This window comes from Herminiimonas contaminans (genome assembly GCF_015645465.1).
Taxonomy (GTDB): domain Bacteria; phylum Pseudomonadota; class Gammaproteobacteria; order Burkholderiales; family Burkholderiaceae_D; genus Oxalicibacterium; species Oxalicibacterium contaminans.
Map to the genome: position 1 here is coordinate 64424 of NZ_JADOEL010000009.1, position 25644 is coordinate 90067.

Here is a 25644-nt window from a genome sequence, read left to right on the forward strand (position 1 = left end):
GTGATCAGGCGGGGTCTGGGCAAATCATAACCTATTTTATAAAAAGTGGGGCATTGCTCGAAAAATTTCACTCTCCTCGCATAAAATGCAAAACCGGATAGTCTTTGACTACTGATTCCATTGATTTTCCCACTAGAGTCCTGAATGCCGCCTCGCACTGTATTAATTCCACCTTCCGCTGCCTTTTGGGACGATGCCGCACGTGCATTGTTACAAAGCGATGCGTTAACAGGTGCGCAGCAGTCTGCGGTACGGGATTTATCCTCATTGCGGGTAGTGGTATCGACTTTCGCGCATATACAACTATTAAAGAATGCATTGGGGCGGCAGCTGGGCGCGGCTTTCATCCCGCCGACGATTACTTCGCTGGGTGAATATATACGGCTGTTACCACCGCAAACCGGAGCCAGTGCCACTGCGCCTAGCGAGCGGCTGATGTCGCTGTACGCCGACCTGCGCCAGCACGCCTGGTTGAAGAAGCTCTTCAGCGCGCGCCGCAATACAGATTTATTGCCGCTGGCAGAAATCCTGCTCGCCCTATCAGATGAGTTGACTCTAGCCATGCTGCCCGAGTTGCAGGTGTCGACCGATGTGGCCGATGCGCGCTGGCAAGCGGCGCTGGAGCAATTGTCACCGGTGGCGCGCAATTTGTTATCAGATGAAACGCAGCTGGTCTGGACTATCTGGAAAACCCAGCTGGATGCCAGCGATGCGATCGTGCATCGCTTTGCGCAAATGATGCGTATCGCCGAGCAAGCGCAATTGCCATTGTTCTGGATCAGCCCGGTGGAAGCCGATGCGCTGGAGCAGGCTTTCCTCGATGCGTATCAGCTCAATCGACCAGTGGTTGCGATTACGCTGGATTGGCACGCGCAACATATTAATAGTACTTATGCCGCTGCCTGGCCTGAGTTGCTGGCGGATGAGGACACACACGCTATAAGCGAATTGCCATTGGCAACACCTGCGGGTTTGTCTTTATATGCGGCGCATAACCTGGAAGCAGAAGCCAAGGCTGGTGCACAAACCATACTGGACTGGCTGCAGCAGGGTAAAACGAATCTCGCCATCGTCGCTCAGGATCGCGTGGTTGCACGTCGCATCCGCGCGCTGCTGGAACGCGCACAAGTCATCGTCGCCGATGAAACCGGCTGGAAGCTATCGACCACGCGCGCTGCTGCTGCGCTCGCATCGTGGCTGGAGCTGGTGGCGGCGCGGGCTGAAACCATCGCCTTGCTCGACTTCCTGAAGTCGCCGTTTGTTTTTGCGAATACGGACAATAAAGCTGACCTGGTCATGGCGAGTGAACTCGCTTTGCGTCGCTCCAATGTGCTGGGTGGCTGGGATGCGGTCGGCGATGCATTGACCGCGATACCTGCGGCACAGAATATGGTGAAGCTGCTGGCACAACAGGCGACCGGTTTCAGCAAAGGTAAAACCTTGTGTGACTGGATCACCGCCAGTCAGCAGACGCTGGATGCACTCGGCATGCGAGCTGCCTTGCAGGCGGATGGTGCCGGTGCACAAGTGCTGCAGCTATTGCAGGATATAGAACAGGACTGCACCGCAGTCGGACACGTCTTTTCATTTGCCGAATGGCGCGCCTTCCTCAATCTGCAACTGGAAGCAACTGCCTATGTGCAATTAAACCGCGACCGGCGCGTCGTGATGCTGCCGTTGAACGGTGCGCGCTTACGTAGTTTCGATGCCGTCTTGCTGGTCGGTGCAGATGCGGAACATTTGCCGTCGCAACCGAGTGAGACTTTGTTCTTTGCGAATGTGGTGCGACGTGAACTAGGACTGGCAACACGTGAAAGCAGGCAGCGCCAGCAGTTGCGTGATGTAACCGAATTGCTGTCGTCGAATGAGCTGGTCGTGATGTCATGGCAGGCACATAAGAATGGCGAGCCGAATCCTGTCAGCCCGTGGATAGAGCGCTTGCAACTAAGTCTGGCGCGTGCCGGTTTGCCGGAAGTCGCAACGCATCGAGTCGAGATCGCACCGCGCAGCCTGACACCGGCACCACTGAGCATGCCCGCACCGCATGCTGCCGTGTTGCGACCGCAGAAGCTTTCTGCCAGCGGCTACAACAGCCTGGTTGCTTGTCCTTATCAATTCTTTGCCACGCGCATGCTGGGTTTGTCCGGGCTCGACGAGTTATCGGATATGCCGGAGAAGCGAGATTACGGCGACTGGCTGCATCAGATTCTTGCGATCTTCCATGCCCGTTTGCACGAAGTTGCAAAGTCCGAGCGTGCAGCTTTGCTGCAAGAGATCACCGACCAGGTATTCAATCTGGCTCTCGATAAAAGTGCTGCCGCTCTCGGCTATTACGCGCGCTGGCAAAAAGCGATGCCCGCTTATCTGGATTGGTTAAGCGAGCGTGAAGCGCAAGGCTGGCATTTTGTGCTGGGTGAAGAAAAGTTTGAAAAAGTACTGCGCTGGGATGATGGCGAAATCATCCTACATGGTCGCGTCGATCGCATGGATGAGAATGAAGCAGGCGAACGCGCGGTGCTGGATTACAAGAGTACCAACCAGACCGCGCTGCGGGAAAAACTCAAGCACGGCGAAGATCATCAATTACCGTTTTACGGTTTGCTGTCGGATGTGCCGCTGAAGAATGCGTTGTATATCCCGCTGGAAGCAAGCAAGGACAAGATCAAGGAAGTGGAATCACCCGACTATGACAACTGGCAGCAGACCTTGAGCACGCAGATCGTCAACAGCATGCGTGCGATTGCGCATGATGCGCCTTTGCCTGCGACTGGCCCGGAATCGGTATGCCAGTACTGTGATGTGCGCGGACTTTGCCGCAAGGGAGCATGGTAATGCGCGGGCCGGATGAGATGACTCAGGATGCAGCAATGCCGGAGCAACGCATGGTGCCGCGTGCTTATGAAATCAATGGCGAACAGGCCGATGCCGCGCACTTCGTCGCGCGTGCCTGCGATCCTGCACGTTCGGTGGTGGTGGAAGCCTGTGCTGGTAGTGGCAAGACCTGGTTGCTGGTAGCGCGTGTCCTGCGTTTGTTACTGGCCGGTACCGAACCAGCCGCTATCCTCGCGATTACCTTTACACGCAAGGCCGCGCAAGAGATGCGCGAACGCCTGATGCAGTTGCTGCACGAGCTGACGCTGAAACCGGATGCAGAAGTACTGGCCTTGTTGCGCGAACGCGGTATCCCCGAGCATGCGCTGGCCGAGACTTTGCCGCAGGCGCGTGCATTGTATGAAAAGGTCTTGCGCAGTCCGCAAGCCTTGTCGATAGACACCTTCCATAGCTGGTTTGCACGCCTGATCCAGATCGCACCTTTGGCTTCTGGTGTGCCGCATGGCTATAGCCTGACAGAAGCGACTGGCGAATTGTTGTCGGATGCTTACAGTCGCTTCATGCAGGAAGTGAATGAAAAGGACCAGCAACACGTCAAGGACGCACTGATAGACCTGTATGGTCAGGTCGGTGACTTCAGCACGCGTAACTTATTGAATTCCTTTATTGCCAAGCGCGCCGAGTGGTGGGCTTCGGTGCAGGGCGGTGAACCGCTGCAGTGGCTGGAAGAACTTTGCGGTGCCGATGGCGTGAGCGATGCGCGCCTGTCCTTGTGGTCGGATGAAAAGCTGCTGGGACGTATCAATCAGATAGCCTGGTTGCTGGGGCAGGGCACAGCTGTTAACCAGGAAAGAGCGACGGCGATAGAGAAAGCCGTCAGCGCTGGTGCTGCACTGGAAAACTTTGAAGCACTGATGAATGAGTTTTTTGATGCCGGCGGCAAGTTCCGTAAAAACCGCTCTACCAAAAACCTGACCAAAGCCTTGCTCGATAACCTGGGTGAAGACGGCGTCTATGCATTTGAAGTTGAGTTTGAAAGCGCAGGCGAAGCGCTGAAGAAGATCCTGCGCCGTAGCATGGAGCCCAAAGTCATCGCGCTGAATCGTTCCTTGTTTATTGTGGGTGCTGCCTATCTGGAGATCTATCAGGCAGTCAAAGCTGAGCAACGGGTATTCGATTTCGCCGATCTGGAATGGCAAGCTTATCGCCTGTTAACGAATGAAGAACACGCGGCTTATTTGCAGAGTCGCCTTGATGCACGTTACAAACATGTGTTGCTGGATGAATTCCAGGATACCAATCCGCTGCAGTGGAGCATAGTCCAGGCCTGGCTGAATGCGTATGGCGACGATAGCGACAAGCCCAGCATGTTTGTGGTCGGTGATCCCAAGCAATCGATTTATCGCTTCCGTCGTGCCGAGCCGCGCGTGTTTTCTGCTGCACGCACCGTGCTGGTGGCGCAAGGTGCAGACTTCCTGCGTACCAATCAAACGCGACGTAATGCACGCGGCATCGTTGAAGTGTTGAACGACAGCTTCCGCGGCAATCCTATTTATACGCCACAGACTACCCTGTCGGCCAACGAAGGCGCAGTGTGGCAGTTGCCGCTGGTGCAGCAGGAAAAGACTGCGAAGACCAGCTGGACGCCAGCCGATATGCGCGATCCGTTGACCGAGCCGCGCGAGGAAGAGGAAGATGCGCGCCGTCTGGAAGAAGGGCGTGCGGTAGCGCAAGCCATCCTGCGGGCGCGTACCTTAAACAAAGGAGCGCAGTGGTCGGATGTAATGTTGCTGGTAAAGAAGCGTACCCATCTGGGTGCTTACGAGCGTGCGTTGCGTGAAGCCCGTATCCCGTTTGCATCAGACCGGCGCGGTGGTTTGCTGGAATCGCTGGAAGTGGCCGACTTGATCGCCTTGCTGACTTTCCTGATTACGCCACATGACAATCTCGCGCTGGCGCATGTACTCAAGTCGCCCATCATGGGTGCAACCGATAACGACCTGATCGCACTGGCCTTGCGTAGCGAGAAAACCTGGTGGAGCCGTTTGCATCAGGCCGAATTGAATACACCAGTGCTACAGCGCGCAGTACAGCTATTGGAAAAATGGCTGGAGCTGGCCGCGCGTTTGCCGGTGCATGATTTGCTTGATCGCATCCTGCATGAAGGTGATGTGGTCGCACGTTATGCGCTCTCGGCATCGCCGTTGGTGCGCGGGCAAGTGCTGGGTAATATCGAAGCTTTTACCGAGCTGGCGCTGAACCTGGATGCCGGACGTTATCCGAGCTTGCCTAAGTTCATCGATGCCTTGCGTCGCCTGCAAAAGTCGGCCGAAAGCGATGCGCCGGATGAAGCCGATATCGACGCTGCGCTGGATGCAGCACGCATCCTGACTATACACGGCGCGAAAGGGCTGGAAGCCGACATCGTGGTTTTGCTGGACGCCAACCACAGCGATCCGGCGCGTGATGATTACGGCGTGCTGTGCGAGTGGAAGCAGGAAGCAGATGCGCCAAATCACTTCTCGGTATTCGGGCGCCAGGCTGAACGTGGTGCGGCGCGTGATTATTTGTTCGCAGAAGAAGAACAGCTGAAAACCCAGGAAGACTGGAACCTCTTATATGTAGCGACCACGCGCGCCAAGAAGCTATTAATAGTCAGCGGTGTGGCAGATGCGCGCAGTGGCTCGGAGAGTGGTATGGCTGAGGGTTGCTGGTATGCGCGCTTCCAGGGCGCCCAGGAAGTCGAGCTGGAGCAGCAGGAGCAGGTGTTGGATGTCGCTTTGGAACAGGAATTCCAGTTGGCGATCTTCAGTCCACCTGCCATGCCCTTGCCACAGACCGAGCTGCCGGAAGCATTCAGTAGCGCCGAGATAGAAGAGGGCATAGCCCTGCATGCGCTGATGGAGCGCCTGACCCAGCACTGGCCGATACAGCGCTACGATGCAGCAGCTGTCGCGAAATGGCTGCCGTGCACACGCGAGATGGCGGAAGTAGTGCGGGTGCAGGCTGAGGCGATATTGGGGCAGCCTGAATTAAGTCGCTTCTTCGATCCGGCGCAGTATCGTTTTGCGCGCAATGAGATGGAAATTGTCAGCAATGCCGGAGTTGCGCGTTTTGACCGCGTGGTGATGTTTGACGATGAGTTGTGGATATTGGATTACAAACGCAATTTGTTCGATAGCGAGCGGGCGGCGTACACTGCGCAGCTGGCGCGTTATCGCATTGCAGCACAGGATGTCTTCCCCGGCCTGAACATCCGTACCGCACTGATCACGGTGGATGGCAAGCTGACTGAGGTAATATGACGCATGCCGTGCATGCATTGCGTGGCGTGTAATTTTGGCAAGCGAGCTAGTCCTATCGCTGACCGCTAATCGATAAATTTAAACCTTGCAGCGGAAAACCGACGGCCGATAGTGCTATCTATTGACGGTCATTCCTCTGCACTACTATAGTGGCGAGATGATTACAGACTTTCACAATCTTTCTGCAAAGATCAGCCAGCTGGCTGATTTGACCCAGTCGCTACGTAGCGAAAATGCGGATTTGCGCATCAAATCGGCGGCTCTGGCAGCCGAAAATGCCGAATTGACGCGCCGCATGCAGGAAGCGCACGAACGCGTTGCTGCACTGCTCGCAAAAATCCCGACACAAGAACAAGATGAGGAGACCGCATGATCCAGCTCGACGTATCCATCATGGGGCAGCCTTATAAGCTGGCTTGCAAGGAAGGCGAAGAAGGCGCGTTGCAGGAAGCGGTTGCGTATCTGGACGGCAAGATGTCGGCGATCCGCGATGCCGGCAAACTGAAGGGTAACGACCGTATCGCTGTCATGGCTGCACTCGGAATTGCTGCAGAGCTTTTGGCGACAAAATCGCCAAGTGGCCCTTTGTCCGAGATGTCGATGTCCGAGGTCAAGCAAAAAATCGCTGCAATGCACGAAACGCTGGATACAGCATTGGCGCCACAAGAAAATCTTTTCTAAGATTTCTTTTCCTTGTCCTGCGATTGGAGTAAACTAAGCGCTCCTGCCGTGTTCGCCATTGCCATAAAATCCTTGAACCATTTATGCGCAGCGGCTGCGGAATTTTGTTCGATGGGAGTGCGCGTCGCTAGTCCGATGAACCCGAAGTTGAACTAACTGTGGCCAACTTGAACCTCTTGGTTCAGGATGCCGGCAAAGCGGCACAGGCGGGACTTGAATACTGGAACGGTTGCATGCAAATGCAGCCGTTTTTTATTTCCGCCGTCGTTTTGGACAAGAGCGGGCATCTGCTGCAGCATCACCGGACGATATGGTGGTCTCTTTGGTTTTATAATTCCCCGGTATATCCAACCTTTCAGGCAAACAGCTTATGCGCTATTGGCTCATGAAATCCGAACCGAGCGAAGTCAGCATCGACGATGCATGGTCCGCTCCCAAACGTACCGTGGCCTGGACCGGCGTGCGTAACTACCAGGCGCGCAACTTCATGCGCGACACCATGCAGGTAGGTGACGGCGTCCTGTTCTACCACTCCAGTTGCGCCGAACCCGGCATCGTCGGCCTGGCCGAAGTCGCCAGCACCGCCTATCCCGACCATACCCAGTTTGAGCCGGACAGCCACTACTACGATCCGAAAGCGACGCAGGAAACGCCGCGCTGGATGATGGTCGACGTCCGTATCAAGAAAAAGACCCGCCTGCTGTCACTGGCCGAAATGCGCACTATGCCGGAATTGAGTGGCATGGTGCTCCTGCAGCGTGGCAGCCGCCTGTCGATTACACCTGTCACAGCGGATGAATGGAATTTCATCTGCAAACAATTGGCCTGATTCCGGGCAGTTAATTCTCTTCATCTTGTGCAGGCGGAATATTGCCTGCGCATCTTTGCCTCTTCATCCCCTGTTTTTTGCGTCGGGAAATTTTCTGCAATGGAAAATTATGTTGATGAAGTGCGCCTATGTTACAAAAAATATTTAACATTTTTATGAATATTTAATGACAGCGAGCATGTAATTTTTTCGCATGTCCTTATACGGTAAAAAGTTCAAATACGCTGATCTGCCTCTTTTTTGAGCAGTTACGTACGTTGACCACGCAAGATGTGCAGGCATTGCGCGTAATTTTTACAAACTCATTCCTCTCGTCCTTACGCACGGACATCAAGCGTTTCCTTTCATTATTTTTTCTCAATTCAGGAGAGGAATATCTCGTATTTATCTGCGCGCATGGCGTGGAACTAAATCACGAGCCCCCTCTCTTAACCAGCTCTTTGTATAGACAAAATGACACGAATTTATTGCTGCAGAAAATTTTTGTTCGAGCGCAATTTGAAATAAAAAAGTTTCTCACTCGCGCTCTTATCTGTGTGCATGTTTGCTTCCTTCATCGGGGCCTTATTGAAGAATGGTGGAAAAAATGATGGTGTCGTTGATTTCATATACACACAGCATGCGTGACTTAAGTGTGACTGCAGTGATTCAGGTGTTGGCAATCCAGGCGCTGGCAGATTAATGATGAACATACTTGTGATGCATGAGCGCGCCGTTCTTGCGCGCCGCAAGGAAGTTGGCCTGAGATCGGCCTTGCTGCTGCTCGCCACGATGGCGAGTCTGCCGGTATTTGCTGCAGATCCGGTCAGTGGCGATACCTTTACCCCTTATGCCAGCTACGGTATTTACTACGATTCCAATCTGTTGCGGCAATCGGATATCGTGCGACAGAGTGGGGCGCAGCTATCAGATCGCTGGACGCGCGCTGCGGTAGGGATACGCATGGATAAGGATATAGGCCGACAGAAATTGACCGCCGATGCCTCTGTCTATCGCGCTGATTACGATCGCTTCAACCAATTTAATAACACGGGTAAAGACCTTATCGCCAACTGGAAATGGGCGTTGGGCAACCAGTTTTCCGGTAACGCTGGTGTTAACTATGCAGAAGGCCTGACTTCTTTTGATGACTTCCGTAGTCTGCAACGCAGCATACAAACGCAGACCAAGACCTACGTCGATGGTTCGTGGCGTTTCCATCCGAGCTGGGCACTGAACGCTGCTTATAGTCACTATGACTTGGGCTACGACCTGGAAATACAGAAGCCGTCCGAACGCACACTGGACATCACTGATGTCGGCGTCGACTACCTGGCGCGCAGTGGCAATAAGGTTGGCATGGTTTTGCGTCACATCGAAGGTGACTACACCTATGCCGACATCAACTCCTATACGCAGAATGAAGTGAAGGCCAAGGTCGACTGGCAAGTCACCGGCAAGACCATGCTGCAATTCCTCGGCGGCTATTCCAAGCGTGAATATGCAATCAATCCGCAGCGCGATTCGGGCGTGCCGAGTGCACGCCTGACTGCTTACTGGAAGGCGACCAACAAGACCGCCGTTTCGCTCGCTGCGTGGCGTGAGCTGGGTGCGACCGACAATCTGGCCGCCAACTATGCGCGTAACCAGGGTGTAAGCCTGGCGTCGACCTGGGATGCGACCAGCAAAATCAGCGTTGATGGCCTGGTAATGACAGAGAGGCGCAGTTACAACGGCGTGTCAGTGGTACAGGGACTGGACCCGCTGAATCGTTCTGATGACTACCGCAACGCCTTGCTCGGCGTGACTTACAAGCCGACTTCGCATTGGCGCATACGCGCAGCGGTGTTCCGCACCACCCTGGATTCGAATATTCCATCGGCGTCCTACAGTACCGATGGTGCTCATATCAGTACACGCTATGAATTCTGACATCAGCCAAATCAAATATCCGGCGGATATACCCGCGCGGAATTTTTATCGCCGCCTGCTTGATCCGCTGATTGCGATCGGCTTGCTCTATCTGATGAGCGTGCTGATAGGTCAGGGTTTCAGTGCGCAGCATGTAGTGCTGGCTATACTGACTTTCTTTATCAGCTCGACGGTATTCAGCTGGAGTGATCCGTGGCGGGATGCGGCTTCGAATAACTTCCTCAGCAAACTCAAAGCCATCCTGCTGACCTGGAGCCTGGTCAGCGTGCTCTTGCTGTTCTTCGGCTATGTGGCTGGTCTGTCGGTCTTGTTTGCGCAACAGGCTGTCGTGCTGTGGCTACTGCTGACGCCGCCGGTTCTGTTGCTCGGCCAGATCGTTCTGCAGAAGGCCAGCTCCGGATTGCGTCGTACCGGCATACGTTCGGTGGTGCTGGTCGGCGTTAATGAGTTGAGCGTGAAGCTGGCCGAGCGTGTCGATGAAAATCCGGATCTGCGCATGGAAGTCAGCGGCTTCTTTGACGACCGCGATATTTCGCGTCAGCCGGAGGAGCAGCGCGTACCTTTGCTCGGCAGCATGTCAGATATTCCGGCTTACGTGCGGCAAAACAATATCAACACCATCTTCATCAGCCAGCCTATCTCGGCACAGCCGCGCATACGCAAGTTGCTGAATGAATTGCAGGACACTACGGCATCGATTTACTTCTTGCCGGACATATATGTGTTTGACCTGATACAGGCGCGTTTCGATAGTGTGGCCGGTTTGCCGGTGGTCGCGATCTGCGAGTCGCCGTTCACAGGCATTAACAGCATGATCAAGCGCGGCAGCGACATCGTGCTGGCCTCGATCATCCAGCTCATGCTGCTGCCGGTGATGCTGGGCATCGCGATTGCGATCAAAGCCACCTCGCCAGGCCCTGTGATCTTCCGCCAGCGCCGTTACGGCCTCGATGGCGAAGAAATCATCGTCTACAAATTCCGCTCTATGACGGTGTGTGAAGACGGTGCGCGTGTGGTGCAGGCGACCAAGGATGATCAGCGCATCACGCGCATAGGTGCGTTCCTGCGCAAGACTTCACTGGATGAGTTGCCACAATTCTTCAATGTCCTGCAGGGCCGTATGAGCATAGTCGGACCCCGCCCACATGCAGTCGCGCACAACGAGCTATACCGCAAGCAAATCAAGGGTTACATGCTGCGCCACAAAGTACGTCCCGGCATTACCGGCTGGGCGCAGGTGAATGGCTTGCGCGGTGAGACCGACACGCTGGACAAGATGGAAGCGCGCATCGCCTATGACCTCGACTACCTCAAGCGCTGGTCGTTGGCGCTAGACCTATGGATCATCCTGCGCACCTTCAAGGTCGTGCTGATGCGTGACAACGCCTATTGATACCGACAACTGAATACGAAGCAAATGGAGTGAAGCATGAAAAAAATAAGACAAGCAATGTTGGCGATTCTGATGGTTACCGTAGGTAGCTGGGTGCAGGCGGCCGATGTGCCGCTGGGTGCCGGTGACGTGGTGAAGATCACGGTATTCGGTAACAGCGACCTGACAGTGGAGACACGTGTCAGCGAAGCGGGCAGCATTTCATTCCCGCTGGTCGGTGAAGTCAAAGTCGGCGGTCTCTCATCCAACCAGGCGGAAAAGAAAATCGCCGACCTGCTGGATAAAGGTGGTTTCATCCGCAACCCACAGGTCAACCTGATGGTGACCGAGATGCAGAGCCAGCAGGTATCGGTGCTGGGACAGGTCAACAAGCCCGGGCGTTACCCGGTTGATGGCAAGCGCAGCCTGACCGATGTGCTGGCGATGGCGGGCGGTGCGAATGAAGAAGCGGCCGATACCGTGATCCTCACGCATACCCGCGATGGCAAAACCAGCAAGGAAACCATAGATCTGCTGGAACTGGTGCGCTCCGGTGACCCGAGCAAGAACCGCGAGCTGGTAGCCGGTGACCAGGTATTCGTCGAGCGTGCACCGCGTTTCTACATCTACGGCGAAGTACAGAAGCCAGGCTCCTACAAGCTGGAACGCAACATGATGGTGCTGCAAGCCTTGTCTACCGGCGGCGGCCTGAGCCCACGCGGTACCGAACGCGGCGTACGCATCAAGCGACGTGATGCGAATGGCGTGCTGCAAATCATGAGCGTCAAACATGACGATTTACTCAAGCCGGACGACATCGTCTATGTAAAAGAAAGCCTGTTCTGAGCGGGGGGCGACTATGACTATCAGCCAAATCCTGCGCACCCTGCGTGCGCGTTACAAAATTATCGTGTTGTTGCTGGCACTGACGCTGGCATCCGCCTTCGTGGTCAGCCTGGTGATGTCCAAGACCTACAAGGCAACGACCGCACTGGTGCTGAACAACAAAGGTGTTGATCCGGTTACCGGCCTGAATGTGCCAGCGCAACTAACGCCAGGCTATATGCCGACCCAGGTCGATATCGTCAACAGCAAAGTGGTCGCGATGAAGGTCATCGACGATCTGAAGCTGGCAGATAATCCTGCCGTCAAGGAACGCTATGCGCGCCTGGACCCGGGCCACGGCACGATACAGGACTGGCTGGCCGATGGCTTGCGCAGCAATCTGACGGTAGAGCCAGCACGTGAAAGCAGTGTGTTGAACATCAGCTTCAAAGGGGATGACGCTGATTACGTCGCCAAAGTGGCGAATGCCTTCGCTGCGGCTTACCAGCAAGTCAGTGTCGACCTGAAAGTCGCACCGGCACAAAAGGCCAGCGGCTACATCAATGAGCAAATCAAGGTTCTGCGTGATCGCTTTGAGGATGCGCAAAACCGCATGTCGGCCTACCAGCAAAAGAACAACATCTTCAGCAGCGACAACAAGCTGGACGTGGAAACCTCACGCCTGAATGAATTGTCGAGCCAGCTGGTGGTAGCGCAAGGGCAGGCGATGGATGCGACTTCGCGCCAGCAACAGGTCAAGCGCAATGCCGGGGATTCGCCGGATGTTTTGTCCAATCCTTTGATACAGACGCTGAAGTCGCGTCTGTCGGAGGCAGAAGCCAAGTTCGCAGATACCTCGAAAAAGCTCAACATCAACCACCCGCAATACATCGCCGCCAAATCAGAAGTGGATCAGTTGCGTGCCAACCTGAACCAGCAGATAGGGCTGGCTTCCAGCGGTGTCGTGAACAACGCAAGAATCGCGCAGCAGCGTGAAGCGGAGATCCGCGCGGCGCTGGATGCACAGAAGAAGAAAGTACTGGCACTGAACGGTGCACGCGATGAACTGAGCGTGCTGGCGAATGAAATGGAAAACGCCAAGAAAGCGTACGAGACCGCATCGCAACGCCTGACCCAGACCAGCCTGGAAGGCCAGTCCACACAATCCGATATCTCGGTACTGACCGCCGCAACGCCACCGCGCAGCCCGGCCAGTCCGCGTCTCATGCTCAACTTGCTGGTCGCACTGGTGGTGGGCCTGATGCTGGGTGTGGGTGCGGCGATCGCGATGGAATTGCTGGATCACCGTGTGCGTTCACCGGAAGACCTGACGCGCATCTTCGATTTGCCTTTGATAGGCGTGATCGAAAAAACCAAAAAGCTGGGCAAGAGAAATCCTCCGCGCCTGGGCCCTGCAGCACCGGCGCTGCCTGCCTGACGCCATAAGCGACAGCACAGCGCACATTTTAGATAGGAAACATCATGATCAGAAACGCAACGCAGATACAGGATGCCGCCACACTGCATTATCGCGAGACACGTCCTCTGAGCACCGCCAACCAGATGGGCAGCATCCTCATCAAGAGTGGCCGTCTCACTGCCGGTGATACCGAACTCATCCTGCGCGAGCAGCATAAATACCGGCAGCGCTTCGGTGAAACCGGCGTCGCGCTGGGTTTGTTGACAGCCGCCGATATCGATTTTGCGCTGTCCAGCCAGTTTGCCTATCCCTACTTGCGCCGCGGTGAAAGCAGCGTCAGCGAAGAAGTCATTGCTGCCTATGACCCATTCAGCAAACAGGTCGAAGCCTTGCGCGCCTTGCGTAGCCAACTGGTGATGCGCTGGTTTGGTGCCGGTGCACAGCGCTCGGCATTGGCGATTACCAGCGCTGAGCGTGGTGATGGGCGCAGCTATATCGCGGCCAACCTGGCGGTATTGTTTTCACAGTTGGGGCAGCGCACCTTGCTGATCGATGCCGATATGCGCAGACCGCGCCAGCACAAATTATTCGGTATCGAAAATCGCAGCGGCTTGTCCGGCATCCTGTCCGGACGTAACGCCGCGACCGATGTGCAGCGCATAGAAGCGTTGATGGATTTGTCGGTCTTGCCTAGCGGGGTGTTGCCGCCGAATCCGCAGGAGTTGCTGGGGCGAGGTGCTTTCCCGCAAATGCTGCGCGACTTCAGCACCGAGTTCGATGTGATCCTGATCGATACTCCGCCGGATTATGACTATGCCGATGGCCAGACTGCGGCCGCCCGTGCCGGTGCGGCACTGGTGGTGGCGCGCAAGGACAACAGTCATGTCGGTGCGATCGGCAACCTGGTCGATTCGATGAAGCATAGCGGCGTGCTGGTGGTCGGCGCTGTCATGAATGAATATTAAATTTGAATGAGATGACATGGCCAGTCCGAAGAATCACAAACAGCTATGCAGGGAATTGATGCAACGGCATGAAGTATTGCTGGAGCTGATAGGCGATGCGCCTTTCCATTATGTCGATATCCCGACGCATGGCAATGTCGGCGATTTGCTGATCATGCATGGCACGCTGGCTTTCTTCCGCAAGCATGGATTGTCGCCCAAGCTGATCGCGCCATACGATGCCTATGACCCGGAGTGGATAGACGAGGGTGATGTGATCGTATTCCATGGCGGTGGTAATTTCGGCGACCTGTATCCGTGTTTCCAGCAGTTGCGGGAAGACATTGTCATGTCGCATCCGCACAATCGCATCATTGTGCTGCCGCAATCGCTGCATTTCTCTTCAGCCGCCGAGCAGGCTGCTTCCGCCGAAGTATTCCGCAGCCATCCGGATGTACACCTCTGTGTACGTGACGAAGTTTCGCTACAGATGGCGCAAGCCTTCAGCGATCACGTCTATCTGTTGCCGGATATGGCGCATCAGCTCTATCCGCTACGGTCTGGCAACAAGCGCCCGTCGCAGCATGGCTTGCGCATCAGTCGCGTCGATGATGAAGGTGGTGTGCACATCGATATGGCTGAGCTGAATATCGACACCGTCACCGACTGGCCGGAGTTCGTAGGTGAGCGTGAAGAACATATCAATCTGTTCCGCCGCGGACTGGGTGGTTTTTACCGCCGTGGCATGGGGCGCGCTGCGAATCGCATCCTGGTGCGCTTGTGGATCGCCTACTCGGCACGACTGGTCAAGGATGCGGCGCGTTTGTTTGCCCGTCATGAATTCATCGTGACGGATCGCCTGCACGGCCACATCCTCGCCTGCCTGCTGAATCGGCCCAACATCGTCCTTGATAACAGCTATGGCAAAAATTCCCGCTATGTCGCGGCGTGGACGCAGCGTAGTGAGTTGGTGACGCTGGCTCAGGCACAGACGCAGCCCACTCAGCCACGGACAACACGAATCGCAGATGTCGCGCAATTGGCGGCCATCATTTAAGGGAGAATTATTGTGGCAACGATAGATGTATTACTGCCGGTGAAGAACGGCATCGATTATCTGGCGGCATCGCTGGACAGTATCTGCATGCAGACTTTCAAGGATTGGCGCGTGCTGGTACTGGACCACGGTTCTACCGATGGCAGCCTGGAGCTGGCTGAAGACTACCACCGACGCGATCCACGCATAAAAGTGCACAGCTTCCCGCAAGCTGAAGGCCTGGCTGGCTTGCTGAACTGCGGCCTGGAGATCAGCGATTGCAAATATGTGATGCGCCACGATGCCGATGACGTCTGCTTCGTTGACCGCATGGAGATCGTGCTGGCGGCTTTCAAACGACAGCCGGATTGCGTCGCCATCAGCGGACAATCGTCAGTAATCAATGGCGCGGGTGAGGTCGGCGGCAATATCAAGATGCCGGTCGGTCGCCAACGCGTGGCAGCCGCCAGCTTTTTCCGTAATCCGATTACGCATCCGGCCGCGATGATGGATTTCGCCGCGGTACAAAAGCTGGGTGTGCGTTACGGCTCCGACTTCCTGAAAGTCATGCCTGCCGACAAGCGCTTACAGGTGAATAGCCTGGCCGAGGATTACTTCATGTTCGGCCAGCTGGCGATACTCGGCAAGTGCACCAATGTGCCGTCGCAGCTAATCCAGTATCGCTGGCACGGCAGCAATGTCAGCGCGACGCGCTTTCGTGAACAGGTCGAGGTGTCGCTGGATATCTCGCGTTACCTGACGCGCTCGTTCTGCATCATGCATGACTTGCCTTACTTTGATCCGGCACCGTTCTGCAATCACGGCGGGATTTTGTTTGATGTTAACGGCAGGACCGATTTCTCCGATGAGTTCGAGCAGATGGCGTATACCCTGCGCCGCGGCCTCGGTGCGTCGGAGGAGCTGGAACGCGAACTGATCTTCCGTAAAGCGGCATCGACACGACAGGATGCCGCCTTGCTATGGCGTTACTTCCAGTTCCAGTCGCGCAACGCACCTGAGACCGGGGAGTGGAATGCTATCCGCTCCTGGCTGATCCGCCGTTTCCCTGGCAAGGGCAGCATGAGTGTGGCCGGGGAACTGGCTGCTTAAGTCCATGCCTACCGACATTCCATATCAAGGCACTGCCTCCGGTGGCAAAGTGCATATGCGCTGGCTGCCGAACCAGGGGCAGGCGTACACAGTGCTGGGCGTGATCGTGCTGGCACTGCTGGCCGGTATCGTCGTGCCGTTTTATGCGGAAGTGATGGATTACAAGCTGGCGCGACTGGCGGCTTTGCCTGCCTTCCTGCTGTTTGGCTTCCTGCTGTTGTTTAACCGTATGGCGCTGCTGACGCTGATTATCGTGTTCCGCTCGGTCGGTGATGTGGTGCTGGAATCTACCCGCTTTTCGATAGGCGGCTATACCACCGGCCTCGGTGGTGTCATCAATCTGTGCGTGATCCTGCTGGCCTGCATGCTGGTGATGGAGCGACCGCAGCAGCTACCGAAGAAGATGGTCTGGGCGTGGTTGCCGTTCCTGTTGGCAGCCATGTTCGGTGTTGTGATATCGCCTGAGAAAGGCGATGCGATCCGCACCTACCTGACGCTGCTTTCTTACTGCGCGATGTTTGTCAGTGCCTTTTACTTCGTGCGCTCGGCACAGGATTTCCGCTATTGCGTACGTCTGGTGTTGTGGTCGTCGGTCTTGCCTGCGCTGTATGCAGTGGTCGATGTGGCCTTGCACGGCGCCAGCGGCGGAGCGGAAGGTTTCCGCCTGCAATCGGCATTTACCCATCCGAATATCTTTGCCTTTTACCTGACGCTGGTCATCCCGCTGACCCTGTTCACACTGAAGGATAAGGCGATGCCACTGAGTGGCACCATGCGCGTGGTGGTGACGCTGTACTTCTTTTATCTGCTGGCTTTGCTGGTATTGACGCAGACACGCAGTGCCTGGATCGCCTGTCTGTTTGTATTTGTCGGCTATGCCTTGTTGTTTGAGCGGCGTTATTTGCTGTACCTGATGCTATTGCCGGTCGTGGCTTTGCTGGTACCGGAAATCCGTGATCGCTTGCTGGACCTGGGTAGCGGTACCGAAGCGGTCGGCTATGCCAAGCTGAATTCGTTTGCCTGGCGTTTGTCGATCTGGGAGAGCGGTCTGCAATGGATGCGTCCCAGCCATTATCTGTCCGGTTATGGTGTCGAGGCTTTCCGTCATTTCTCGCAAACCTTCTTCCCGGCTGCCAACAAGATGAATTGGGGTGCGCACAATGTGTATGTGCAATGGTTCTTTGACGCCGGTGTGCTCGGTTTGTGTGCCTACCTCTTCCTGTATGCACGCATGGTACTGGCACTGAAAGCACTGTTCCGGGTAGACCGGCTGGCATCCTTCATCACGATCGCGATTGTGATTGTGTACCTGGTGGTGTCGTCGTCGGACAATATGTTTGGTTATCTGGTCTTTAACTGGTACTTCTGGTTTGTCATCGGCGCCGGTTGTGCGCTGGCGACTATCAGCGGTGCATTGCCCACGGCTAAAACCGATGCCAAAGTTAACAGCGGTGCGGCGCAACAAACGGCAGGTGTGCGATGAGCGGCCCGCGTCTGGAAGTGCTGGATGGCTGGCGCGGCGTCAGCATCCTGTGTGTGCTGGCGGCGCACTTGCTGCCTATGGGGCCCAAGGTATTGCAGATGAATGCGATGTTTGGGCTGCTCGGCATGTCCTTGTTCTTTACCTTGTCCGGCTTCCTGATTACTTCCTTCCTGCTGAAGGACCCGCCGGTTTCTGATTTCCTGGTGCGTCGTTTCTTCCGCATCCTGCCACTGGCGTGGTTGTACCTGGCGCTGGCATTGACGCTGGCTGGTGCATCAGCGGATACCTGGCTATCGCATTTCTTCTTTTACGCGAACTTGCCGCCGGTGCATCTGGTTACGCTGACCGAGCACATCTGGAGCTTGTGCCTGGAGATGCAGTTCTATCTGGGTATCGCTCTGCTGTTTGCCTTGTTTGGTGTGCGCAGCTTGTTGCTACTCCCTTTGTCGGCTTTGTTCTTTACCGGTTTGCGCATAACGGATGGTGTGTATGCATCCAGCATCAGCTATTACCGCATGGATGAAATCCTGGCCGGTTGTACTTTGGCCTTGCTGGTGCATCACCGTAGTGACTTGCGCGTGCTGGCATGGCTGAAAAAGATACCGCAATGGCCATTGCTGCTGTTGCTGCTGGTGTCTTGCCATGAACAGGGCGCAGCATTGAATTACCTGCGTCCTTATCTGGCGGCCTTGCTGGTAGGCAGCACCATCGTCAATCCGGCCGGCATGCTCGCCGCCATGCTGAATCGTCGCGTACTGGTGTACCTGGCGACTATCTCCTATGCGTTGTACGTGATCCATCCGCTGCTGGCGCACACCTGGCTCGGTAGTGGCGATGTGATCGTCAAATACCTGAAACGACCATTGCTCTTCGCCGTGCTGTTCGTCCTTGCGCATATTTCCACCTTCTATTTTGAACACTGGTGGATAGCGCGCGGCAAGTTGATGGCCAACAAATTGAAAACAGCTTAAACAATATGGAGAACCCAGATATGCCTATTTCCTACCCTGATGTCGGTACCAAGAACAGCATTGCAACTGCACTGGCTTTGTGCGGCGCGCTGCTGTTGACAGGTGCGCCCATGCAAGCGGCGGCGCAGGGTGGCTGGGGCACGTATCAAAAGCCGTTTGCCGCGACTTCGCCGTGGAATAGCCGTCCGGTACAGCCGGTACTCGGTGATTTTGTAATTCCGAAATCTACGTATGCACCTGGTGTTGCCGGAGGTGAGTGGTCGACTGGCGTGTTCCTCGCGAAGGCCGGGGATCAGCCTGTCACGGTGAGCGGCTTGCCTAAGACACAGGGTTTGTGGGACCCGGATGCGTCGGCCTTCCATGACGTGACCATCCCGCGCTGGCCTGCAGATGTGGTGGCTGCCAGCGCCAGCGACGGGCATGCCGATATCGTTGATCCGGCGACCGGCATTGTCCACTCATTCTGGCAATTGAAAAAAGTGGATGGCAAGTGGGTCGCCGCCCAGTATGCATGGACCAAACTGAATGGTCGCGGCTGGGGTGATCCGGCGCATTACTTCCAGGGGGCGCGCGCGGCCGGAGTGGCAACTGCGGGCGGCCTGATACGCAAGCATGAAGTGAAGGATGGTGATGTGATGTATCGCCATGCGCTGGCCGTGTCGCTGACTTTCGACGGACTGGCGTCGCAACCGACTTATGTATTCCCGGCGACTTCGGCAGATACCGATGCCGCCACGCGCAACACAGGAAAGATACCGGAGGGTGCATTGCTGATGCTGCCGCCTTCCTATGACACCAGCAAGATCAGCAATCCTGATTTGCGCAAAGTTGCAGAGACCTTGAAGACCTATGGCGCGTATGTGGTCGATCGCAACTTCGGTACGCCGTTCTTTATCTATGTGGAAAACGGTGCAGGTTTCGATTTGCATAAAGGCGGCTGGGACAACAACGTGGCCAATGATCTCGAACGCATGCGCGTGGCATTGCGTCCGGTGGTGTCAGCGCAAGGCTGGCTGGATGGAAATGGGCAGCCTGTCGTCCTGCAAAAACAAATGAATCTCCTGTCCATGCGCGGCCCGTGGCAATTGCAATCGGGTGCCAGCCTGGGGACGTTCGATACCTGGCAACAGGCAGTGGTATTTCCTGCCAACGCACAGGCGGTGACACAAGTCAATTATTCATCGCGCGGTCTACATCCGGTGAACTGGGCATTGCCACAGGCCGGCAAGAATTATCGCGTGACCGCACATACTACCGGCGGCGGAAAATTGCGCCTGCAAGTGCGTGACCCATCCGGTACCCCGCTTCATTTCGATAGCGGCGAATTGACGAACGGCGAGGGTAAGACCTTTGCCTGGCCTGATCCACGCGCGATTGTGACTGTGTACGCGACCAGCGGTGTCGGCACTGTGTCTACGGTCAGCGGTGAGTTACTGCAACTGGATTGATGAAGCGAATGATGGATAGCGACTGGTCAGCAGATATGCAACGTTATGACGTGCGACGCCCCTTCCTGAAAGAGCAATCGATCTGGGCGGTGTGGACTTACCGCCTGGGGCGACGCATAGATAGCCGGGAACCGGGTCGGATGAAACGAGTGCTGACGGCTGTGTACTGGCCGTGGTTCCGGCTGGTGGAAACAGTGGTCGGCATCAGTTTGCCGAAGTCGGCAGTGATAGGTGGCGGTCTGCGCATCTGGCATTTCGGCGGCATCTTTGTGCACCCGCAAGCGCAGATAGGTCGCAACTGCACTTTGCGCCAGGGCGTGACCATAGGCAATCGTGTCGCCGATGGCGCGGTACCGGTAATAGGTGATGACGTTGAGTTTGGGGCGTATGCACAAGTGCTGGGTGCGGTGCGCATAGGTAATGGTTGCCGTATCGGTGCGCTGTCCGTGGTCTTGTGCGATGTGCCGGATGGTGCGACTGCGGTAGGTGTGCCAGCACGAATAGTCGGACAGACGGAAGTAAATGGTTTGCAAAAAAACATACAAGAAAATGTGTCGAGGATTATGCGCTTCGGTACCGAGCGCTGAAAGGATATGAAGTGAACGCAATACGTGTTGCCTACCTGATTAATCAGTATCCGAAGGTGAGCCACAGCTTCATCCGGCGGGAGATACTGGCGCTGGAGCGTCAGGGCATGAATGTGCAGAGAATAGCGATGCGCGGCTGGGATGGTGACCTGGTCGATGCGGAGGATTTCACTGAACGTGATCGTACCCGCTATGTATTGAAAAACGGTTTGTTTGGTTTGCTGCGCTCCGTGTTATCGGTTGCTACTTCGACGCCGAAGCGCCTGTTTCATGGCTTGCGCCTGGCCTGGCAGATGAGCAAACGCGCTGACCGTTCCTTGCCTTATCACCTGATCTACCTGGCTGAAGCGTGTCGGGTTGCCTTGTGGCTGAAGCGGGAGGGCGCGACGCATTTGCATGCGCACTTCGGTACCAATTCGGCCGAGGTGGCGATGCTGGCGAGCGAGTTGGCAGGCGTGCCTTACAGCCTGACCATACATGGCTCGGAAGAATTCGATAAGGCCGAGTTCATAGGCCTTGGCGAGAAGCTGCGCCGCGCTACTTTTGTCGCGGCGGTCAGCTCTTTCTGTCGCAGTCAGTTGTACCGCAGCGTCGCTTATAAGCACTGGGCCAAGATGCACATCGTGCATTGCGGCGTTGATCCTGATTTCTATCGCATCGGTGCGACGCAGGTCGCCGAGAAACCGCGCTTTGTTTGCGTCGGTCGCTTGTGCGAACAGAAGGGCCAGCAAATCCTGATCGAAGCGGCGGCACGACTGGCCGCCAAGGGCATAGATTTTGAACTGGTGCTGGCGGGTGATGGTGAGATGCGTCCCGAGGTAGAAGCGCTGATTGCCAAACATGGGCTGGCTGCGCAGGTAAGGATTACCGGCTGGATCAGCAGTGAGCAGGTCAGGCAGGAGCTGCTGGCAGCGCGGGCACTGGTGATGGCGAGTTTTGCTGAAGGCTTGCCGGTGGTGATTATGGAAGCGATGTCGGTGCAGCGTCCGGTGCTGACGACATGGATAGCCGGTATACCGGAGCTGGTGATCGAAGGTGAGAACGGCTGGCTGTATCCGCCCGGCTCGGTCGATGAGCTGGCACTGGCGATGGAGCGTTGCCTGAATACGCCGCATGATGAATTGGCGCGCATGGGCTCACGGGCGCGTACCCGCGTGCTGGCACGCCACGACATCGACCGGGAAGCGGCCAAGCTGATCGCCCTGTTTTATCAGGTGTCGCAAGGTGATCGTTGGCTGCTGGGAGGCAAGCCATGATGACCTTATTCCAGATCATTTTATCGCTGGTGGTGCTGGCCTTGCTGGTGCCGGTTGCTGTGCTCCTGCTGCAGGTACTGGCTGCGATGGGTAAAAAATCCGTGGTCGCTGCACCCGACGGTCGTCGTCCGGAAGTCGCCGTATTGGTTCCTGCACACAACGAAGCACAGGGCATAGCTGCGACCGTGGCGGGCATACGCGCGCAATTGCGTGCAGGTGACCGCGTCCTGGTGGTCGCTGATAACTGTGACGATGACACAGCAGAGCAGGCATTGGCGGCTGGTGCGCCGGTATTGGAACGCCATGATTTGTCGGCACGCGGCAAAGGCTATGCGCTGGATGCCGGTGTGCGGCAACTGTCCTTGAGTCCGCCGGAAGTACTGATCATCATCGATGCCGATTGTCGCGTAAAAGCAGGCTCGATCACGCAGCTGGCTTGTACTGCACTGGAAACGCAAAGACCGGTGCAGGCACTGGATCTGATGCGTGCGCCACGCGGTGCCGGGCTGAAGATACGTATCGCCGAATTCGCATGGATAGTGAAGAACAAGGTGCGCGCACTGGGTTTCCATCAACTGGGTTTGCCGTGCCAGCTGATGGGTACCGGCATGGCCTTTCCGTGGCCGCTGATAGCGCAAGCGTCATTGGCGAACGGTCATCTGGCGGAAGACATGAAACTGGGCGTAGAGCTGGCGCGGGCGCAGGCAGCACCTGTGTTCTGTCCGGAAGCCTGTGTGATCAGCTACTTCCCGAGCAGCGACGAAGCCGCGCGCATGCAACGCACGCGCTGGGAGCATGGCCATATGGGCATGATCATGCACGAAGGTTTGCCTTTGCTATGGCAGGGCATACGTGAGCGCAATCGTGCGCTGTTCGCGATGGCACTGGATATGTGCGTACCGCCGCTGGCTTTGCTGACGCTGCTCTCGTGTGCAGTGTTTGGCATTACAGCTCTGAATTTCCTGATCTTTGACTATGCTGCACCGCTGGTATTGGCTGGCGTATTGGTGGCGGCGCTGACACTGGCGATACTGCTGTCCTGGCAACGCTTTGGTCAACAGGTGTTGAGCCTGAAGGATTTGCTCTCGGCATTGGGTTATGCCTGCTGGAAGTTGCCGCTGTATATGAAGTTCTTCGTGAATCGCCAGCTTGAATGGGTAAGGGCCAGACGCGATGCAGAATAATCAGGCATTGATGCCGGACTATAGCGGCACGCAAATATCTTCTTATCCGGTGCAAACGGATTTCCAGCGCAAGGTGGTGTGCATACTCGGCCTGCCTTTCGATGTCATCAGCACGGAACAGGCAGTCGATCAATTATCGGATGCCGCACATCACTATCAGCGCTGCTTTCTCTCGACCCCGAATCTCAATTTCGCCGTGGCCAGTCTCGCCGGTGGCGCATTCCGCGATTCAGTCATACGCAGCGACTTATCGGTGGCAGACGGCATGCCGCTGGTATGGATAGCAAAGCTGCTGGGCCTGCCTGTCACTGAGCGGGTTGCCGGTTCCACTTTGTTTGAGCGTCTGCGCGTACGCAAAGATGGCGCTGAAAAGTTGCGTGTGTATTTCTTTGGCGGGCCAGATGGTGTGGCCGCTGCCGCAGCAGAGAAGCTGAACGCCAGTGCATCTGGCCTGGTGTGTACCGGTTATGAATCGCCCGGCTTTGGCAGCATAGAGCAGATGAGTACGCCCGCCATCATCAATCGCATCAATGCCAGCCAGGCTGATTTTGTGGTGGTCGCCTTAGGTGCGAAGAAAGGGCAGGCGTGGATAGAACACAATCTCGCTGCGCTGGATGCACCAGTCATCAGTCATCTGGGTGCAGTGGTGAATTTCGTTGCCGGTACTGTCGCACGTGCACCACGCTGGGTGCAGCGCATAGGTGGTGAGTGGTTGTGGCGTATATGGGAAGAGCCCAGCCTGTGGCGCCGTTATCTGCATGATGGCTTGACCTTGATCCGTTTGATGACGCGTCATGTGTTGCCGTGTGCGGTGATGGTGCGTTTGCACAAACCTGAACTGCATGCGCTGGTAGCGGCGCGGATAGAGATGCAGCAGCACACCAGCTACATCAGTATTCACGCCAGCGGTGCATGGGATGAACGTAACCTGACTGCGATGCGCAAGATATTTGCTGAGGCAACGACGATGCCTTTTGATATCCGCATCGATTTTTCCGAGGTGACGCACATTGATAGTGCATGCATAGGCTTGCTGTTATTGCTGTATGGCCACCAAAGCAAAGTGCAGCGTGATTTCGTTTTGCGCGGAGTGCGTCCTGGTGTGTTGCGTATCTTGCGTTTGTATTGTGCTGACTATCTGGTGAGTGAACAGCAAGCCGCTTACGTCGCCGCTGCCTGAAATAATTTGCAAAAATTCGCGCTGTAAAAATTACGTGCATCCATGATTTTTACCGTGCATATTTTTCAAAAAATAGGCGATACATTTCTGCGAAAAAATATTTCAGTTTGATGAAGTTTCCCTCTGAAAACGCGTAAATTTTTCAACTAACTTTATTGTTAAATCTTCTATCTAAATAGTGAACTTTGCAGTGATCTGACTATCTTTGTAAGGGTGCAAACTTGCCGCTTACTGGATAAATGAAATGCAAATATTAGTAACGGGAGGAGCTGGTTATATCGGCTCACATACTTGTGTAGAACTGATCAATGCAGGATATCGGGTAGTCGTTGTCGATAATCTCTGTAATAGCAAAGTGTCGGTGCTGGATCGCGTAGCGACAATTACCGGCAGATCAGTCAGCTTCATAGAAGCAGACTTGCGTGATTACTCTGCGATGGATGAAATTTTCTCCGCGTATGAGTTTGATGCCGTCGTGCATTTCGCCGGACTGAAAGCAGTCGGTGAATCAGTGGCAGAGCCGCTGCGCTATTACGACAATAATGTGGAAGGCAGCCTGGTGCTATTTCAGGTGATGGCCAAGCATGGTGTGAAGAGCCTGGTCTTCAGTTCTTCGGCCACGGTCTATGGTGATCCGGCCACTGTGCCTATCGTCGAAGACTTTCCGTTGTCGGCAACCAATCCTTATGGTCGCAGCAAGCTGATGATAGAAGAGATGCTGCGCGATGTAGCGACTTCTGATCCGTCATGGCGCATCGCTTTGTTGCGCTACTTCAATCCTGCCGGTGCGCATGAGAGCGGCCTGATCGGCGAAGACCCGAATGACGTGCCGAATAACTTATTTCCGTATGTGGCGCAGGTGGCTTCCGGACGTCGTGAGTTGCTCTCGGTCTATGGTTCCGATTACCCGACCTCGGATGGCACCGGCGTGCGTGACTACATTCATGTAGTTGATCTCGCGATAGGTCATGTGAAGACGCTGGCACGATTAATGAATACCGATGCAGGCGTGCTGGCCTACAACCTGGGTACCGGTTGCGGCAGCAGCGTGTTGCAAATGATCAGCGCATTTGAAAAAGCGAGCGGACGCAAGATTCCGTATCGCATCGTGGCGCGCCGTCCTGGCGATATCGCCGTGTGTTATGCCGATGCCTCACTCGCGCAAAGAGAGCTTGGCTGGCGTGCGATCCGCAGCATAGAGCAAATGTGCGTTGATTCCTGGCGCTGGCAAGCGATGTCGGAAGACAAGCTGGCCTATGCCTGAAGTCAC

At 55.6% G+C, this 25644-nt stretch carries 20 protein-coding genes and 1 other RNA gene; all 21 read left to right on the forward strand.

Translation table 11 applies throughout. The features are described 5' to 3' along the window. Positions 1-144 precede the first annotated feature (144 nt). The 21 genes from IXC47_RS12045 (at position 145) to galE (ending at position 25638) form a co-directional block, all read left to right on the forward strand. Entirely contained in the window at positions 145-2832 is a 2688-nt protein-coding gene (locus IXC47_RS12045) for a PD-(D/E)XK nuclease family protein (RefSeq protein WP_195875783.1), read from the forward strand. After that, entirely contained in the window at positions 2832-6137 is a 3306-nt protein-coding gene (locus tag IXC47_RS12050; protein ID WP_230089527.1) for a UvrD-helicase domain-containing protein, read from the forward strand. Before IXC47_RS12045 ends, IXC47_RS12050 begins: the two co-directional genes overlap by 1 nt. 157 nt (positions 6138-6294) lie before the next feature. Next, positions 6295-6510 (forward strand): DUF904 domain-containing protein, encoded by a 216-nt coding sequence (locus tag IXC47_RS12055; protein ID WP_175626179.1) that lies wholly within the window; start codon positions 6295-6297, stop codon positions 6508-6510. Beyond that, positions 6507-6818 (forward strand): cell division protein ZapA, encoded by a 312-nt coding sequence (locus IXC47_RS12060; protein ID WP_175626180.1) that lies wholly within the window; start codon positions 6507-6509, stop codon positions 6816-6818. The genes IXC47_RS12055 and IXC47_RS12060 overlap by 4 nt, the downstream gene beginning before the upstream one ends. 37 nt (positions 6819-6855) lie before the next feature. Next, positions 6856-7035, forward strand: a non-coding RNA gene (gene ssrS, locus IXC47_RS12065) — 6S RNA. Between the two features lie 153 nt (positions 7036-7188). Next, a complete protein-coding gene (locus IXC47_RS12070; RefSeq protein WP_175626181.1) occupies positions 7189-7647 on the forward strand; it encodes an EVE domain-containing protein in 459 nt (152 codons plus the stop codon). A 681-nt stretch (positions 7648-8328) separates the two neighbouring features. After that, entirely contained in the window at positions 8329-9558 is a 1230-nt protein-coding gene (gene epsL / locus IXC47_RS12075) for an XrtB/PEP-CTERM-associated polysaccharide biosynthesis outer membrane protein EpsL (protein ID WP_230089528.1), read from the forward strand. Then, positions 9548-10951: an undecaprenyl-phosphate glucose phosphotransferase gene (locus IXC47_RS12080; protein ID WP_175626182.1), complete on the forward strand. Its 1404-nt coding sequence runs from the start codon at positions 9548-9550 to the stop codon at positions 10949-10951. The genes epsL and IXC47_RS12080 overlap by 11 nt, the downstream gene beginning before the upstream one ends. A gap of 36 nt (positions 10952-10987) precedes the next feature. Beyond that, positions 10988-11776, forward strand: a complete 789-nt coding sequence (epsE, locus tag IXC47_RS12085; protein WP_195875784.1) for a polysaccharide export protein EpsE — start codon at positions 10988-10990, stop codon at positions 11774-11776. A 13-nt stretch (positions 11777-11789) separates the two neighbouring features. Continuing rightward, positions 11790-13193 (forward strand): chain length determinant protein EpsF, encoded by a 1404-nt coding sequence (gene epsF / locus IXC47_RS12090; protein ID WP_175626184.1) that lies wholly within the window; start codon positions 11790-11792, stop codon positions 13191-13193. A 44-nt stretch (positions 13194-13237) separates the two neighbouring features. Next, positions 13238-14140 carry a chain length determinant protein tyrosine kinase EpsG gene (epsG, locus tag IXC47_RS12095; protein WP_175626185.1) on the forward strand — a complete coding sequence of 301 codons (903 nt, stop codon included), beginning with the start codon at positions 13238-13240 and terminating at the stop codon, positions 14138-14140. A 16-nt stretch (positions 14141-14156) separates the two neighbouring features. After that, complete coding sequence (locus IXC47_RS12100) at positions 14157-15176, forward strand: polysaccharide pyruvyl transferase family protein (RefSeq protein ID WP_195875785.1); 1020 nt, start codon at positions 14157-14159, stop codon at positions 15174-15176. Positions 15177-15188: 12 nt separating this feature from the next. Further along, complete coding sequence (locus tag IXC47_RS12105; protein ID WP_195875786.1) at positions 15189-16265, forward strand: glycosyltransferase family A protein; 1077 nt, start codon at positions 15189-15191, stop codon at positions 16263-16265. Between the two features lie 4 nt (positions 16266-16269). Continuing rightward, entirely contained in the window at positions 16270-17748 is a 1479-nt protein-coding gene (locus IXC47_RS12110; RefSeq protein ID WP_230089529.1) for an O-antigen ligase family protein, read from the forward strand. Then, complete coding sequence (locus tag IXC47_RS12115; RefSeq protein ID WP_195875787.1) at positions 17745-18719, forward strand: acyltransferase family protein; 975 nt, start codon at positions 17745-17747, stop codon at positions 18717-18719. The genes IXC47_RS12110 and IXC47_RS12115 overlap by 4 nt, the downstream gene beginning before the upstream one ends. Before the next feature lie 20 nt (positions 18720-18739). Beyond that, the gene (locus tag IXC47_RS12120; protein ID WP_195875788.1) at positions 18740-20167 is read left to right on the forward strand and encodes an Atrophin-1 multi-domain protein; all 1428 of its coding nucleotides are present in this window, start codon (positions 18740-18742) and stop codon (positions 20165-20167) included. Then, complete coding sequence (locus tag IXC47_RS12125) at positions 20167-20754, forward strand: serine O-acetyltransferase (RefSeq protein ID WP_195875789.1); 588 nt, start codon at positions 20167-20169, stop codon at positions 20752-20754. The genes IXC47_RS12120 and IXC47_RS12125 overlap by 1 nt, the downstream gene beginning before the upstream one ends. 11 nt (positions 20755-20765) lie before the next feature. Further along, the gene (locus IXC47_RS12130) at positions 20766-22010 is read left to right on the forward strand and encodes a glycosyltransferase (RefSeq protein ID WP_217703462.1); all 1245 of its coding nucleotides are present in this window, start codon (positions 20766-20768) and stop codon (positions 22008-22010) included. After that, on the forward strand, positions 22007-23194 hold the full coding sequence (locus tag IXC47_RS12135; protein WP_195875790.1) for a glycosyltransferase family 2 protein: 1188 nt from the start codon (positions 22007-22009) through the stop codon (positions 23192-23194). Before IXC47_RS12130 ends, IXC47_RS12135 begins: the two co-directional genes overlap by 4 nt. Continuing rightward, positions 23184-24374: a WecB/TagA/CpsF family glycosyltransferase gene (locus tag IXC47_RS12140; protein ID WP_230089530.1), complete on the forward strand. Its 1191-nt coding sequence runs from the start codon at positions 23184-23186 to the stop codon at positions 24372-24374. Before IXC47_RS12135 ends, IXC47_RS12140 begins: the two co-directional genes overlap by 11 nt. A gap of 244 nt (positions 24375-24618) precedes the next feature. After that, positions 24619-25638, forward strand: coding sequence for a UDP-glucose 4-epimerase GalE (gene galE / locus IXC47_RS12145; protein ID WP_175626192.1), 1020 nt, complete (start codon positions 24619-24621; stop codon positions 25636-25638). Positions 25639-25644 lie beyond the last annotated feature (6 nt).